Here is a 13,170-nt window from a genome sequence, read left to right as displayed (position 1 = left end):
TCGGCCCGAGTGCCCCGGTGTTGACCGTGGGCGGAGGCGCGGGGATGCGGGCTTCGGGTTCCATGTTCGGCACGGTAGGACCCTTCGGTGAACGGCCGGTGGCGGCCCGACGGCGGGCGCCGCGCCGCATCGTCGTGGCGCCCGCTCAGCGTAGCGCCCGCGCCACGATCGGCCCGAGCAGGAAAGTTGAGCGAATCCATATCAACTTCATTTGACGCCGCGGAAGGGACGCGATATCGTTGAGTCATCGCGGCTCAGGTTTCCCCGGGCCGCCCCGAACTTTTCAGATCCACAGAAGGAGAAGACATGCCCCGTGCAGTTGGAATCGACCTCGGTACGACGAACTCCGTCGTCAGCGTCCTCGAGGGCGGCGAGCCCAAGGTCATCGCGAACGCCGAAGGCTTCCGCACGACCCCGTCGGTCGTCGCGTTCACGAAGGACGGCGAGGTGCTCGTCGGTGAGACCGCCAAGCGCCAGGCGGTCACCAACATCGACCGCACCATCACCTCGGTGAAGCGTCACATGGGCACCGACTGGAAGACGCAGCCGATCGACGGCAAGGCGTACACGCCGCAGGAGATCTCCGCCCGCATCCTGCAGAAGCTCAAGCGGGACGCCGAGCAGTACCTGGGCGACTCCGTCACGGATGCGGTCATCACCGTTCCCGCGTACTTCAACGACGCCGAGCGTCAGGCCACGAAGGAGGCCGGCGAGATCGCGGGCCTCAACGTGCTGCGCATCATCAACGAGCCCACCGCGGCCGCCCTCGCCTACGGTCTCGACCGCGGCAAGGAGGACGAGCTCATCCTCGTCTTCGACCTCGGTGGCGGTACCTTCGACGTCTCGCTGCTCGAGGTGGGCAAGGACGACGACTTCTCCACCATCCAGGTGCGCTCCACCGCCGGTGACAACCGCCTCGGTGGCGACGACTGGGACCAGCGGGTCGTCGACTACCTGATCAAGCAGTTCAAGGACACCACCGGCGTCGACGTCTCCGGCGACAAGATCGCCCTGCAGCGCCTGAAGGAAGCGGCGGAGCAGGCGAAGAAGGAGCTGTCGAGCTCGACCTCGACCTCGATCAACCTGCCCTACCTGTCGCTGACCGAGTCGGGCCCGGTGTCGCTTTCGGAGACCCTGACGCGCGCGAAGTTCGAGGACCTCACCAAGGACCTCCTCGAGCGCACCCGCAAGCCCTTCGAAGACGTCATCCGCGAGGCCGGCATCAAGGTCGACGACATCGACCACGTCGTGCTCGTCGGTGGCTCCACCCGTATGCCGCAGGTGACCGAGCTGGTGAAGAAGCTCACCGGTGGCAAGGAGCCCAACAAGGGCGTCAATCCGGACGAGGTCGTCGCCGTCGGCGCCGCCCTGCAGGCCGGTGTCCTCAAGGGTGAGCGCAAGGACGTGCTGCTCATCGACGTCACCCCGCTGAGCCTCGGTATCGAGACCAAGGGCGGCATCATGACGAAGCTCATCGAGCGCAACACGGCCATCCCGACCAAGCGCAGCGAGACCTTCACTACGGCCGACGACAACCAGCCCTCCGTCGCCATCCAGGTGTTCCAGGGCGAGCGCGAGTTCACTCGCGACAACAAGCCGCTGGGTACCTTCGAGCTGACCGGCATCGCCCCGGCTCCCCGTGGCATCCCGCAGATCGAGGTCACCTTCGCCCTGGACGCCAACGGCATCGTGCACGTGTCCGCCAAGGACAAGGGCACCGGCAAGGAGCAGTCGATGACCATCACCGGTGGCTCGTCGCTGCCCAAGGAGGACATCGAGCGCATGGTGCGCGAGGCCGAGGAGCACGCCGCCGAGGACAAGAAGCGCCGTGAGTCGGCCGAGGTCCGTAACCAGGCCGAGACGCTCTCGTACTCGATCGAGAAGCTCATCAAGGAGAACGAGGACAAGCTCCCCGCCGAGGTGAAGGACTCGGTTCAGGCCGACGTCGACGCGGTCAAGGCCGCGCTCGCCGGCGAGGACGACGACGCGGTGAAGGCCGCGTTCGACAAGCTGAACCAGAGCCAGAGCGCGCTCGGCGAGGCCATCTACCAGTCGGCGCAGGCCGAGGGTCAGCCCGCCGACCCGTCCGCCACCAACCCGGGAGCCGGCACCGTGCCGAACCCCGAGGAGGACGTCATCGACGCAGAAGTGGTCGACGACGAGGACGACAAGAAGTAAGACGGACTCATGACGGACAAGAACTTCGACGAACCGCAGGACGGCGACGAGGTTCGGCCCGGCGAGGAGGGGTCGGAGGCGAAGGCCTCCGACCCTGCTTCGCAGGAGCCGGAGCTCACGGTCGACGACATCCTGAACGCGATGCAGACCGATGATGCCGCGGTCGCGGAGGCGGACGCCGCCGACCACGATCTGCTGCTGGACCTCAAGCGCCTGCAGGCCGAATATGCCAACTACCGCCGACGCACCGAAGAGCAGCGCGAGGTGGAGATCGAGCGCGCCAAGGGCTCGGTCGCCAAGGGCTTGCTGCCGGTGCTCGACGACCTCGACCGTGCTGCGAAGCACGGCGACCTCCCCGACGGCACCCCGTTTGCAGCGATCGCCGAGAAGCTGCGCGGGGTGGCCGAGCGGATGGGCCTCGTCGCCTATGGCGAGGTCGGCGAGGTGTTCGACCCGCAGCGCCACGAGGCGATCTTCCAGCAGCCGACGCCCGGCGCGACCGAGACCACCGTGCTCGATGTCGTCGAGGTTGGCTATCGGCTGGGTGCGGTCGAACTGCGGCCTGCGAAGGTCGTCGTCGCCGTCCCGGCGGACTAGGAGGATTCGTGGCCAGCCAGGACTGGTTCGACAAGGATTTCTATCAGGTGCTCGGCGTCTCCAAAGACGTCTCCCCCGCGGACCTGAAGAAGACGTACCGCAAACTCGCGCGCACCTATCACCCGGACTCGAACCCGGGCGATGCGAAGGCGGAGGCCACCTTCAAGGAGATCAGCGAGGCGTACGCCGTGCTGAGCGATCCGGAGCAGCGGCAGGAATACGACCAGATTCGCGCCATGGGCTCCGGCGCCCGCTTCACCGCGGGCGGCGCGGGCGCTGGGGGCGGCTTCGAGGACGTGTTCTCGATGTTCGGCCAGGGCCGCGGCGGCGCGCGCTACGACGACGCGGACGACTTCTTCACGATGTTCGGCCAGGGGACGCCCGCGGGCTTCGGCACCGGGCGCTTCGGTCAGACCAGCGGAGGCTTCCGCGGCTTCGGTGGACCCACACGTGGCGCCGACGTCACCGCCCGCACCACGCTGGACTTCATCACCGCCGCGAAGGGCGACACGATCTCGCTCCAGGGTGAGGACGGCAAGCCGTTCAAGGTGAAGATCCCGGCGGGCGTCGGCGACGGTCAGAAGATCCGGCTACGCGGACGGGGCCGTCCGTCCCACGACGGCGGCGACAACGGCGACATCGTGGTGCAGGTCGCGGTGCGTCCGCATCCGGTGTTCCACCGGGACGGACTGAACCTCCGCGTGACGGTTCCGGTCACCTTCACCGAGGCCGCGCTCGGCGCGACCATCGAGGTGCCGACCCTCGGCGGCGACCCGGTCAAACTCCGCGTCGCTCCCGGCACCCCCTCCGGGCGGGTGCTGCGCGTCAAGGGCCGTGGTATCCAGACGCCGAAGGGCACCGGAGACCTGCTGGCTGAAGTGCAGGTCGTCGTCCCCTCGCACCTGGATGCGGCCGCCCGCGAGGCGCTGGAGCGCTTCAAAGAGGTCGAACCCGATGAGAATCCCCGCGCCGAACTGATGGCCAAGGCGCGCAGCTGACGATGGCGGCGGAGGTGAGCACAGATGACCGATGACACGATCGACGAGGATGCGCCCATCTTCGCCATCGCCACAGCGGCGGAGCTGGCGGGCATGCACCCGCAGACGCTGCGGCAGTACGACCGGCTGGGTCTCGTGATCCCCTCGCGGACGAAGGGCGGTTCGCGCCGGTACTCCGTGCACGATGTCGCCCTGCTGCGCGAGGTCGGCCGCCTCTCCGCCGACGGCATGAGCCTGCCCGCGATCGCCCGCATCATCGAGCTCGAGAACCGCGTCCGCGAACTCCACGGTCGCGTGCAAGACCTCGAAGCCCGGATGCAGGCGGAGCTGGCGCGCCGGCCCGGCGCCCGCGTGTTCGCCGCCGGCTCCACCGGCTCGGTCATCACTCTGCGCTCCGGCACCCGGGTGCGCCGCGCGACGGACGTCGTGATCTGGCGTCCGCGGCGTGACCTGCCCCACACCGACGAGTAGGTCCACCGCCCCCCGCTCGCCTGTCGCATGTTGCGACCGAGGGTCGCCGTTTGTGACAGGGGAACCGCGTGGACGCGCGGGCTCTCGCCGTAGAGTGCTGCTGTGGAAGCCGGGGGAACGGACGACCGAGGCGGCAACGCGCGCACGCGCGCGTGGGAACGCGTCATGTACTGGCCGTTCACGATCGCCGCACTCATCTTCATCGTCGTCCGCACCGCGCAGGTCGTGGGAGACCTCGACGGCATCGCCCGCGTCATGACCGCAACGGCGACCGCGGCGCTGTGGGTCGTCTTCGTCGTGGACTACCTCGTCCGGCTCCTCCTCGCCGGACGCGAACGCTGGCGGTGGGCGCGCCATCACCTGTTCGATCTCGCCGTGGTGGTCTTCCCCGCGCTGCGGCCGGTGCGGCTGCTCCACGCTGCCACCCGCATCCGCATCTTCACCCGCACGGCCGGCAACTCGCTCCGTGCCCGGCTGCTCATCTACGGTGTCGGCGCGGCCCTGCTGCTGATCTGGGATATCTCCCTCGCCGTGCTCGAGGTCGAACGCCACGCCCCCGGCGCGAACATCACCCGGGTCGGGGATGCGGTCTGGTGGGCGTTCTGCACCGTGACCACGGTGGGGTACGGCGACTACACGCCGGTGACATGGCAGGGACGGTTCCTCGCGGTGCTCCTGATGATCGGCGGCGTCGTGCTGGTCGGCATGATCGTCGCGACGTTCTCGTCGTGGGTCATGGAGCGCGTCACCCGCGGCCACGAGGACCAGCAGCCCGCGACGAAGGCCGACATCACCCGCGCGCTGGCGGCTCTCCGGCCCGCCGACCCCGCGGCGACGACCCCGGACCCCTCACCGCCCGCGCGCCAGGACTGACCCGCCCGCGCGGGCGGGTGTGGCGAGGTCGGACCGTCGTGAGTCCGTCGACTCGGGGTGGGTGACGCTCAGGCGGGCGGCAGCCGCAGGATGCTGTCGGACTCGGCGAGCGGCAGGTCCTCGACGGCGCGGAGCGTGCGGGCGAGCGCGTCCACCGCATCCAGGACCGTCCCGAAGCGCTCGCGGTCGCCGCCGACGGCCTGCAGCGTGACGAGGTGCGTGCCGAGGTCCCAGGTGTACGTCGCGAACGGCGGGGCGGCGGGGTTCTGCGGCAGCGCCACCACGAGCTTCTCGCCGACACCCAGGTGTGGATTGCGGAAGTCCTCGGTGTCGTCGTACTCCATCGGCATCATCGCCCGTGCCGTGCGGAGCTGATTCGTGGCCTCCTGCACCTGTGCGAGCACGACCACGAGCTCCGGATCGGCCTTCCACATCCACGCGAGCACCCGACCCGCGGCCCGTCGCATGAGCAGCGGTGCCGCCTGGCTGGCCGCCCACGCCGCGAAGCCGGAACCCGGACGCGGCTCGGCGCCGGCGGCGGCGTTCGCACCGGACAACAGCATCCCGATCGCGCGCTTGCGGTGCCGTCTTCCGCGCAGGCCCAGCGAACCGGTCACCGGAACCCAGGTCTCGGCGGGCGCATCCGCCTGCAATCGCAGCATGACTCCAGGGTAGGTGGCTCGCCGCGCACGGGGAGGCGTTCCCCGGCCCCGATCGGGCATCGGGGTACAGTGGAGGGGAACGCGCACACCCCGACGCGAACGCCGCAGAGATAGGCAGCCACCATCCCGTGACTTCCCCCGCGACCCCCCCTGACGATTCGGCCGACCCGCGCCTGACGATCCTCATCGGGGCGGACACCTTCACCCCCCATGTGAACGGCGCCGCCCGTTTCGCCGAGCGACTCGCCGCAGGTCTCGTGAGCCGCGGCCACGACGTGCATGTCATGGCGCCCAGCGCCGGGCACGCCAACCACGGCGTCTTCCGCGAAGAGGTCGAGGGCGAGGAGATGACGGTGCACCGGCTGCCGGCCTACCGGTGGCCCCCGCACGACTGGCTGACGTTCGCCCTGCCGTGGCGGGTGCGCGGCTACGCACGCCGGACCATGGATGCCATCAAGCCGGACGTCGTGCATATCCAGTCGCACATCGTGATCGGCCGCGGCCTCGCCCGGGAAGCGCGCCGTCGCGGGATCCCGGTGATCGCCACGAACCACGTCATGGCCGAGAATATCCTCGACTTCACGACGCTGCCGGACGCCTTGAACAAGCTGCTGCTGAAGTTCGCCTGGGGAGACGCCGCCCGCACCTTCGCGCTCACCCGCGCCGTCACCACTCCCACGCGCAAGGCCGCCGATTTCCTCGAGTCGACGATCGACATCACCGGGGTCATCCCCATCAGCTGCGGCATCGACAAGCGGAACTACACACCGGATCTCGGTCCGCGCGAGAGCAACCGCATCCTGTTCGTGGGGCGGCTGACGTCGGAGAAGCAGATCGACGTCGTGCTGCGCGCGATGGCGAAGCTCGACCCGGCGCTCGATGCCACCTTCGACATCGTCGGCAGCGGCGATCAGCGCAAGGCACTGGAGCAGTTGGCGGAGCAGCTCGGCGTCGCGGAGCGGGTCCGCTTCCACGGCCACACGTCGGAGGAGGAGCTGCGCGAGCTCTACTCGCGCGCCACCGTCTTCGCCATCGCCTCGATCGCGGAGCTCCAGTCGATCGCGACCATGGAGGCCATGGCATCCGGTCTGCCGATCGTCGCCGCCAACGCGGTCGCCCTACCGCACCTCGTGCACGACGGCGAGAACGGCTACCTGTTCACCCCCGGCGACTCCGACGAACTCGCCGCCCGGCTCACGGATGTCCTCACCGCATCGCCCGAGGACCGGCGACGGATGCAGCAGGCCTCGCTCGACGGTGTCAACATCCACGACATCAACCGCACCCTCGACACGTTCGAGGCGCTGTACCGCGGCGAACCGTTGCCCGAGTAATCGCCGTGCACGTCGTGTTCTTCGGCGACCAGCACCTGGAGTCGCTGGGCGGGGCGCAGGTGTCGATGCGGCTGCAGCGGCGGTTCCTGGAACGCGCCGGGCACACCGTCACGGTGGTCGCGCCGCGCATGCATCTACCGCGTCCGGGTCTGTCCGATCCCGGCTACCTGGATCTGCCGTCGGTGCCGATCACCCCGGACCGGGAGTACTCGCTCACCTGGCCCGGCGCCCGCACCGACCGGTGGCTCGACGCGGCGATGGCAGGCCGGCCGCCGGTGGACGTCGTGCACGTGCAGGCCGACTTCTGGGGCGCCTTCATCGGTCACCGGTTCGCGGCGCGGCACCGGCTGCCGGTGGTGCACACCATGCACAACCGGGTGGATGTGGGCATCGCCGCCGTCGCCCCGGCACCGGCGCTCGTGCTCCGCGGTCTCAATCTGTGGCAGCGGCGGGTGCTTCGCGGTGTGCCCGCACGGGCAGCGCGGACGGCTGGATCGATGCGCGAACCTCGCAGAATCGCGCGAGCCTCGCAGGATTCGGCGGAAATCCTGCGACCTTCGCGCGATTCTGCGGAGTTCGTGACGGCGGACGCGGACGGCTGGGCGTACCTGCGCCGGTTCGCCGAGCGATCGGATGCGGTCACCGCGCCGTCCGGACACTTCGCCCGGCGCCTCGAAACCCACGGCGCGGCGCCCGAGTCCGGTGCGGTCGACGTGATCTGGAACGGCATCGACGACGACGTGCTGGATGCAGCGCTGTCCGGCGGGGCGCGGGAACCCGGTCGGCCGCGGCTGGTCTGGGTCGGACGGATGAGCCCGGAGAAGCGGCTGCTGCCGTTCCTCGAGGCGATCGTCGCATCGGGGATCGACGCCGACGTCGAGATCATCGGCGGTGGCGGGCAGCTGCGCGCGGCGCGGCGGCTGCTGGCGCGGCGGCCGCCGACCGCATCCGTCTCGTTCGCGGGGCGGCTGCCCTACGCCGAGACGCTTCGCCGGCTGGCCGCGGCCGATGCGGTGGTGCAGACCTCGATCGGCTTCGAGACCCAGGGGATGACGGTGTTCGAGGCGGCGTCGCTCGGCACGCCCGCCGTGGTCAGCGACCCCGACATCGCGGGGGAGCTCGGCGCGGGCGTGTGGGTGCCGGGCGACGGATCCGTCACCGCGCTCGCCCGGACGCTGCGTCGCGCGGTAACCGATATCGCCGCGGGCACCGCGCCCGTGCCCGACCCGACGGTGGCGGAGCGGTTCCGGCAGTCGTCGCGCACCGCCGCGATGGTGGACGTGTACCGGCGGGTCGTCGCGGGCTGACCCACAGACCCGGCCGTCATCGGGTCTGGAGACGCGCGCGAGCGGTGCGCCGGCTGGCGCGGCGGCGGGACACCACTCCTCCGGCCGGGTGGCTGGATGCGGTCTCCGGCGGTGCCGGGGGCAGCTCTTGCGGAGTTGTGTCGGCGGCGACGGCGTTACCGCGTTCGCGGACGCGCGTCCACTCGGTGGGGAGCGGGCGGTAGCCGTCGTTCAGGACGGCGGCGAGGGTGGCGACGATACCGAGGAGGGCGAGGATGCCGAGGATGCTGAGAAGAGTGATCATGGCAGAAACACTACGAATGGCGGAAACTCGCCACGAGTGGCAGGATGGACATGAAGCATCCGATATCTGCCACATGCCTGGAGGTCCCCGTGCACAGCGTCGCCGTCATCGTGCAGCCCGGTTTCGCCCCGTTCGAGTTCGGCCTCGCCTGTGAGGCGTTCGGCCTGGATCGCAGCGACGACGGCATTCCGAACTTCGACTTCCGCATCTGCGCGGCGGAGCCCGGCCTCGTGCCGTCGAACCTCGGCTTCTCGATCACGGTCGACCGCGACCTCTCCGCCGCGGAGGATGCCGATCTCGTCGTCGTGACCCCGGTGCAGAAGGAGCAGTGGCGTCAGATCGACACCCGTATCGCCGGTGTCGTGCGGCGCGCGGCGGAGCGCAACGCCTGGCTCCTCAGCGTCTGCAGCGGTTCGTTCGTCCTCGCCGCCGCCGGGGTGCTCGACGGGCGGAGCGCCACCACCCACTGGCGCTACGCGGACACGATGGCGCGGATGTACCCGGAGGTCACCGTCGACCCGGACGTCCTCTACGTGCAGGACGGCAAGATCATCACGAGCGCGGGCACCGCGGCCGGGCTCGACGCCTGCCTGCATCTGCTGCGTCAGGAGATCGGTGCCGAGGCCGCGAACATCGTGGCGCGACGTATGGTCGTCGCCCCGCAGCGCGACGGCGGCCAGGCGCAGTTCATCGCCAAGCCCATCCCCGAGGCGGCCTCGCTCTCGCTCGCCCCCGTGACCGACTGGATGCTGCAGAACCTGCGCCGTGACCTCACGGTCGAGCAGCTCGCCGCCCGCGCGCACATGTCGCCGCGGACGTTCGCCCGGCGGTTCCGCGCGGACATGGGCACGACGCCCGCCGCGTGGCTGAACCGGCAGCGTGTGCTCCACGCGCAGCGGCTGCTCGAGCAGACGGACCTCGGCCTCGATCGGATCGCCGACGAGTGCGGGTTCGGGTCGGCCGCGGTGCTGCGCCAGAACTTCGCGCGGACGCTCGACACGACGCCCACCGCGTACCGCGCCCGCTTCGCCTGCGTCCCCGCATCCGCATCCGCCGCCTGAGCCGCGCTCTCCCGCAAGACGCACTCTGGCCGCGAGACGGGTTCTGGCCGCGAGACGCGGGGGTTTTCCCACCCCTCGGGGCACAGAACCCCTCTCGCGGAAATGCCTCCGCCCTGGTAAACTTGAGTCAACAAGACTCAAGTTAATACGTCCACGGAAACAGGAGAGCGAATGAACGCCACGCAGCAGCCCGGTCAGGAGGACGCGCGGAGCGCCCTCGAGCAGTTCGGCATCAACCTCACCGAACGCGCGCGGCAGGGCAAGCTCGACCCCGTCATCGGTCGGGACAGCGAAATCCGTCGCGTCAGCCAGGTGCTGACCCGTCGTACCAAGAACAACCCCGTGCTCATCGGTGAGCCCGGCGTCGGCAAGACCGCCGTCGTCGAAGGTCTCGCCCAGCGCATCGTCGCGGGCGACGTCGCCGAGTCGCTGAAGGACAAGGAGCTCGTCTCCCTCGACATCTCCGCGCTCGTCGCGGGCGCCATGTACCGCGGTCAGTTCGAGGAGCGGCTGAAGAGCGTCCTCAAGGAGATCACCGAGTCCGACGGCCAGATCATCACGTTCATCGATGAGCTGCACGTGCTCATGGGGGCCGGTGGCGGCGAAGGATCCGTCGCCGCATCCAACATGCTCAAGCCCATGCTCGCGCGCGGTGAGCTGCGGCTGATCGGCGCGACCACCCTCGACGAGTACCGCGAGTTCATCGAGAAGGATGCGGCGCTGGAACGCCGCTTCCAGCAGGTGTACGTCGGCGAGCCGAGCGTGGAGGACACCATCGCGATCCTCCGCGGGCTCAAGGAAAGGTACGAGGCCCACCACAAGGTCGCCATCGCCGACGGTGCGCTGGTGGCCGCCGCATCCCTGTCGAACCGGTACATCCCGTCGCGGCAGCTGCCCGACAAGGCCATCGACCTGATCGACGAGGCCGCGTCGCGCCTGCGCATGGAGATCGACTCCGCGCCGCTCGAGATCGACGAGCTGCGTCGTCACGTCGACCGCCTGAAGCTGGAAGAGCTCGCGCTGAAGAAGGAGAAGGACCCCGCCTCGCAGGAGCGGCTGGCGAAGCTGCGCACCGACCTTGCCGCCGAGGAAGCCAAGCTCGCCGAGCTGCAGACGCGGTGGGAGCAAGAGCGATCCTCGCTGAACCGCGTCGGTGAGCTGAAGACGCGCCTCGACTCGGCGCGCGTCGAGGCGGAGCGGGCGCAGCGAGAGGGCAACCTCGAGAAGGCGTCGCGACTGCTCTACGCCGAGATCCCGGCCCTCGAGCGCGAGCTGGGCGTGGCCGAGAAGGCCGAGTCCAGCGATGACCGCATGGTCGGCGACCAGGTCACCGACGAGGACATCGCATCGGTCATCGCGATGTGGACCGGCATCCCGGTGGGGCGCCTGCTGCAGGGCGAGACCGAGAAGCTCGTGCACCTCGAGGCGGAGCTCGGCAAGCGGATCATCGGCCAGAAGGAAGCTGTCAAGGCGGTCTCGGATGCGGTCCGCCGCTCTCGCGCCGGCATCAGCGACCCGAACCGGCCCACCGGCTCGTTCCTGTTCCTCGGTCCCACTGGTGTCGGCAAGACCGAGCTCGCCAAGGCGCTCGCCGAATTCCTCTTCGACGACGAGCACGCCATGGTGCGCATCGACATGTCGGAGTACGGCGAGAAGCACTCGGTCTCGCGCCTGGTCGGCGCTCCTCCCGGATACGTCGGGTACGAGCAGGGTGGCCAGCTGACGGAGGCCGTGCGGCGCCGGCCGTACTCGGTCGTGCTGCTTGACGAGGTGGAGAAGGCGCACCCCGAGGTGTTCGACGTGCTGCTGCAGGTCATGGACGACGGGCGCCTGACCGACGGCCAGGGCCGGACGGTCGACTTCCGCAACGTCATCCTCATCCTCACCTCGAACCTGGGCTCGCCGATCCTCATCGATCCGACGCTCTCCCTCGAAGAGAAGCGGATCCAGGTGCAGGCGCTCCTCCGGCAGGCGTTCCGTCCCGAGTTCCTCAACCGGCTCGACGACACCGTCATGTTCGAGGCGCTGTCGCAGGACGACCTCGCGCAGATCGTGGAGCTCTCGGTGGACGCACTGCAGCGCCGTCTCCGCGACCGTCGCCTCATGCTCGCCGTCACCCCCGATGCGCGGGCCTGGCTGGCCGAGCGCGGGTACGACCCGCTCTTCGGGGCGCGGCCGCTGCGCCGCCTCATCCAGTCGGAGATCCAGGACCGCCTCGCCATGGCGATCCTCTCCGGCGGGGTGCGCGACGGCGACACGGTCCGTGTGGACGTCGCCGCCGACGGGTCGCAGCTGGTGCTCACCAGCGAGGGTCCTGCCGGTGCTCCTTCTTCGCGCGACGAGGACGAAGACGACGTGATCGAGGCCGAGCTCCTCGACGACTGACCCCCGCGGCTCCGGTTGTCACGCCGACCCACCCCCGTCCCGCCGACCCACCCCTTTCCGTCCAGCACGGAGAGGGGTGGGTCGCGTATAGGGGGGTGGGTCGGCGAAGGGAAGAGCCGCCAGCATCCGGATGCGGCGGCGGTAGCGTCGGGGCATGCGCTCCGCTCTCGCCGCCCTCCGCGCGCTGTGGGCCTCGTCGCATCCGGGTCCCACCGTGGTCGTCACCGTGCTGTCGTTCGCGCTGGGTCTCGCGGCGGGACTGGATGCGGCCCGGCTCGTGCTCCTGACGCTGTCCGTGTTCGCGGGGCAGCTGTCGATCGGCCTCTCCAACGATGCGATCGACGCGAAGCGCGACCGGCAGGTGGGCCGCACCGACAAGCCGCTCGCCCGCGGCGCCGCCCGCATCCGGACCGCCTGGATTGCGGCTGTCACGACCCTGGTGGTGGCCCTCGCGCTGAGCGCGATCCTCGGCGGCTGGATGCTGCTCGCCCACGCCGTGCTGCTGGCCTCGGCGTGGTCCTACAACGCCGGGCTGAAGGCCACCGTGTTCTCCCTCGCCCCGTTCCTGCTGAGCTTCGGGCTGTTTCCGTCGCTCGCGACCCTCTCCGCTCACGTGCCGGCGCCGGCGGCGTGGTGGGCGACGCTTGCCGGAGCCGTGCTCGGCGGGGCCGTGCACCTCACGAATGTGCTGCCCGACCTCGACGACGACCGGCGCACCGGCATCCGCGGGTTGCCGCACCGGCTGGGTGCGCGCCCGTCGGCGGCGCTCGCGGCGCTGGCCGTCGTCGGTGGAGCCGTCGCCGTGCTCCTGGGCTCGGCGGACGGAGACATCGCCGCGATCAGCGTCCTCTCCTGGGTCTTCTTCGCCGCGGTGGTGGCCGCAGCGGTGCTGGCGGCGGTCCTCGTGCTGCGCGGGTCGCCCGGGCGAGTCGTGTTCCGCCTCGTGATGCTCGCCGCCCTGCTCCTTGCCGTGCAGCTCGTGACCACCGGGGCGGGATTGACCGGGTGAGCCGCCGCGTCG

The 13,170-nt window shown here is 70.1% G+C and carries 13 protein-coding genes (1 of these 13 running past the window's edge); 10 read left to right on the top strand and 3 right to left on the bottom strand.

Features of this window, described 5'->3' with window-relative positions:
* Positions 1–64 carry the 5' portion of an MFS transporter gene (locus tag NT132_RS11095; protein WP_366940399.1) on the bottom strand. Its footprint begins 1,376 nt before the window's first position, so only the first 64 of its 1,440 coding nucleotides appear in the window; its start codon is at positions 62–64; its stop codon lies beyond the left edge, outside the window.
* 242 nt (positions 65–306) lie between these two features.
* Between NT132_RS11095 and dnaK the strand changes: the two genes are divergently transcribed.
* From dnaK to NT132_RS11070, 5 genes are all read left to right on the top strand, one after another.
* A complete protein-coding gene (dnaK, locus tag NT132_RS11090; protein ID WP_297788623.1) occupies positions 307–2,178 on the top strand; it encodes a molecular chaperone DnaK in 1,872 nt (623 codons plus the stop codon).
* A 9-nt stretch (positions 2,179–2,187) separates the two neighbouring features.
* Positions 2,188–2,775 carry a nucleotide exchange factor GrpE gene (locus tag NT132_RS11085; RefSeq protein WP_297788619.1) on the top strand — a complete coding sequence of 196 codons (588 nt, stop codon included), beginning with the start codon at positions 2,188–2,190 and terminating at the stop codon, positions 2,773–2,775.
* An 8-nt stretch (positions 2,776–2,783) separates the two neighbouring features.
* Positions 2,784–3,773, top strand: coding sequence for a DnaJ C-terminal domain-containing protein (locus tag NT132_RS11080; protein ID WP_297788616.1), 990 nt, complete (start codon positions 2,784–2,786; stop codon positions 3,771–3,773).
* Between the two features lie 24 nt (positions 3,774–3,797).
* The gene (locus NT132_RS11075; protein ID WP_297788613.1) at positions 3,798–4,244 is read left to right on the top strand and encodes a MerR family transcriptional regulator; all 447 of its coding nucleotides are present in this window, start codon (positions 3,798–3,800) and stop codon (positions 4,242–4,244) included.
* Between the two features lie 102 nt (positions 4,245–4,346).
* The gene (locus NT132_RS11070) at positions 4,347–5,117 is read left to right on the top strand and encodes a potassium channel family protein (RefSeq protein ID WP_297788610.1); all 771 of its coding nucleotides are present in this window, start codon (positions 4,347–4,349) and stop codon (positions 5,115–5,117) included.
* 68 nt (positions 5,118–5,185) lie between these two features.
* Here the strand turns inward: NT132_RS11070 and NT132_RS11065 are convergent, their stop codons facing one another.
* Complete coding sequence (locus NT132_RS11065) at positions 5,186–5,779, bottom strand: hypothetical protein (protein WP_297788608.1); 594 nt, start codon at positions 5,777–5,779, stop codon at positions 5,186–5,188.
* Positions 5,780–5,907: 128 nt separating this feature from the next.
* Between NT132_RS11065 and NT132_RS11060 the strand changes: the two genes are divergently transcribed.
* A complete protein-coding gene (locus tag NT132_RS11060; protein ID WP_297788606.1) occupies positions 5,908–7,113 on the top strand; it encodes a glycosyltransferase in 1,206 nt (401 codons plus the stop codon).
* A 5-nt stretch (positions 7,114–7,118) separates the two neighbouring features.
* Positions 7,119–8,420 carry a glycosyltransferase family 4 protein gene (locus NT132_RS11055; RefSeq protein WP_297788603.1) on the top strand — a complete coding sequence of 434 codons (1,302 nt, stop codon included), beginning with the start codon at positions 7,119–7,121 and terminating at the stop codon, positions 8,418–8,420.
* A 16-nt stretch (positions 8,421–8,436) separates the two neighbouring features.
* On the opposite strand, the gene NT132_RS11050 is transcribed toward NT132_RS11055, so the two are convergent.
* A complete protein-coding gene (locus NT132_RS11050) occupies positions 8,437–8,703 on the bottom strand; it encodes a hypothetical protein (protein WP_297788600.1) in 267 nt (88 codons plus the stop codon).
* Between the two features lie 89 nt (positions 8,704–8,792).
* Here NT132_RS11050 and NT132_RS11045 point away from each other — a divergent pair, with 89 nt between their 5' ends.
* The 3 genes from NT132_RS11045 (at position 8,793) to NT132_RS11035 (ending at position 13,158) form a co-directional block, all read left to right on the top strand.
* Positions 8,793–9,764 carry a helix-turn-helix domain-containing protein gene (locus NT132_RS11045; protein ID WP_297788597.1) on the top strand — a complete coding sequence of 324 codons (972 nt, stop codon included), beginning with the start codon at positions 8,793–8,795 and terminating at the stop codon, positions 9,762–9,764.
* 171 nt (positions 9,765–9,935) lie between these two features.
* Positions 9,936–12,149: an AAA family ATPase gene (locus tag NT132_RS11040; protein ID WP_297788594.1), complete on the top strand. Its 2,214-nt coding sequence runs from the start codon at positions 9,936–9,938 to the stop codon at positions 12,147–12,149.
* A gap of 154 nt (positions 12,150–12,303) precedes the next feature.
* Positions 12,304–13,158, top strand: coding sequence for a UbiA family prenyltransferase (locus NT132_RS11035; RefSeq protein WP_297788591.1), 855 nt, complete (start codon positions 12,304–12,306; stop codon positions 13,156–13,158).
* The last annotated feature ends 12 nt before the right edge of the window (positions 13,159–13,170 follow it).

The organism is Microbacterium sp. (assembly GCF_026393345.1).
In the GTDB taxonomy this organism is placed as follows: Bacteria; Actinomycetota; Actinomycetes; order Actinomycetales; family Microbacteriaceae; genus Microbacterium.
Note: the sequence above shows the minus strand (reverse complement) of the source record. Positions and strands in the feature narration are given on the sequence as shown.

Bases quoted from the DNA above. Each gene is read 5' to 3' on its own strand.
- dnaK (WP_297788623.1), top strand. From the start codon at position 307: ATGCCCCGTGCAGTTGGAATCGACCTCGGTACGACGAACTCCGTCGTC.
- NT132_RS11085 (WP_297788619.1), top strand. From the start codon at position 2,188: ATGACGGACAAGAACTTCGACGAACCGCAGGACGGCGACGAGGTTCGG.
- NT132_RS11075 (WP_297788613.1), top strand. From the start codon at position 3,798: ATGACCGATGACACGATCGACGAGGATGCGCCCATCTTCGCCATCGCC.
- NT132_RS11065 (WP_297788608.1), bottom strand. From the start codon at position 5,779: ATGCTGCGATTGCAGGCGGATGCGCCCGCCGAGACCTGGGTTCCGGTG.
- NT132_RS11050 (WP_297788600.1), bottom strand. From the start codon at position 8,703: ATGATCACTCTTCTCAGCATCCTCGGCATCCTCGCCCTCCTCGGTATC.
- NT132_RS11040 (WP_297788594.1), top strand. From the start codon at position 9,936: ATGAACGCCACGCAGCAGCCCGGTCAGGAGGACGCGCGGAGCGCCCTC.
- NT132_RS11035 (WP_297788591.1), top strand. From the start codon at position 12,304: ATGCGCTCCGCTCTCGCCGCCCTCCGCGCGCTGTGGGCCTCGTCGCAT.